The organism is Streptomyces sparsus, from assembly GCF_054776295.1.
The window spans coordinates 1-1,609 of sequence record NZ_BAAHCA010001024.1; the positions used below are offsets into that span (position 1 = coordinate 1).

A 1,609-nucleotide genomic window follows, 5' to 3' on the forward strand; every position below is an offset into this window, starting at 1 on the left:
CGGCACTGGCGCGCTTGTCGCCGTCCTTCGCCGCGGCCACCCCGGACCAGGCGTCGGCCTCCTCTGCCGACCGCTCCAGGAACTCCGGCAGCACCCCCTCGCCGACCGTGACCGGGCTGCGTTCGGCCGCCTGGGCCAGCCGCTGGAAGTGCAACTGCGCCCGCCAGGCGGCGGCGCCGTCCCCCTCCCGCTGCGCGAGCAGCACGTCCACGGCCCGTTCGCCGGCCTCACCCAGCCGGGCCAACTGCCGCGCCCACGGCTCCACCTCGGCGGAAAGCGCGCCGTCGGCCACCTTCTCCAACCCCTCCGGGGCGGCCCGCAACTGACGGAACGCCTCCCGCAGCGCCTTGGCGGCCGACGCCAGCCGCCCGGCGTCGGACGACTCGCGGGCGGCCCAGAACTCGGCGACGAGCGGCCGGACGTACGCCGACTCCTCGTCGTCGAGCACCGAGGAGGAACCGTTGCGGGCGAGGGCCGACAGCGCGTCCCGGGCCTCGGGGTCCGGCCCCGCGAGGTCCTCGATCGCGGCCTGCCAGGACTCCTGAGCGCGGTAGCCGCGCGGGTTCCAGGCGAAGTCCGCCGCGGTAAACAGCGGGATGCGGGACGCGGTGGGCTGCTCCATCGCGTTGGTCAGCACCGCCGCCGAACCGGCCGCCACGGCGGGCTCCCGCCCGATGTAGGGGCCGAGGAACACCCGGTCGTCGGCGAAGTCGTTCACCGGGTAGTTGTCCAGCGTGACCAGCCGGTGCCCGAACGCCTCGGTGGCGCTGGCCAGTTCCCGCCCGGTGATGGTCCGCGGGACCACGCCGACCCCGGTCCAGGCGACGTCGACCCGTCGGTCCAGCCGCTTGGCCAGCGCGGACCGGTACTCCGTCTCACCCTCCTGGTAGAACTCCGTCGGCAGCACCGACAGCGGTGCCGTGTCCGGCCGCCGCGACAGGTGGGCGGCGACCGCGTCGGCCAGCTCCGCCTGTGCGGTGGCCGCCGCCTCCGGGCCGCTGCCGTACTTCTCGCCGTCCGCCCCGCAGTGCCACTCGGTGTAGCTCACGTCGTCGAAGCGGAGCTGGAACGCGCCCACGCCCAGGGCCCGCATGGCGTCCAGCTTGCGCAGCAGCGCCCGCCGGTGCTCGGGGTCGGCGAAGCAGAACGACTGCCCGGGCGAGACCGCCCAGCCCAGCACCACGTGGTTGGCGCGGGCCCGCTCGGCCAGCTCCCGGAAGTCGGCCCGTTGCGCGGCGGGGTAGGGGTCGCGCCAGCGGGACTGCCGGAAGGGGTCGTCACCCGGCGCGTACAGGTAGCGGTTCTGCTTGGTGCGCCCGAGGAAGTCGATCAGGTCCAGGCGCTGCCGCTGCGACCACGGCTCACCGTAGAAGCCCTCCGTGGTGCCGCGGACGGCGGCCGTCGGCCAGTCCCTGAGCGGTACGCCGGGCAGCCGGCCGCCGACCACCAGCTGCCGCAGGGTCTGCGCCGCGTGGAAGAGGCCCGCGCCGTCGGTACCTGCCAGCGCCACCGTGTCGCGCCCCTCGACGCGCCCCACGGCGAGCCGGTAGCCGCCCGGGGGGAGATCGGTGCGCTCCTGGGCGCGCAGCGCGCGCAGCGCACGCTCGGC

The 1,609-nt window shown here is 75.8% G+C and carries 1 protein-coding gene; it reads right to left on the reverse strand.

Features of this window, described 5'->3' with window-relative positions; genetic code table 11:
- Positions 1 to 1,609 (reverse strand): beta-N-acetylhexosaminidase family protein (locus ACYVE9_RS25975; RefSeq protein ID WP_461030337.1); only part of this gene is annotated, 1,609 nt, incomplete at both ends.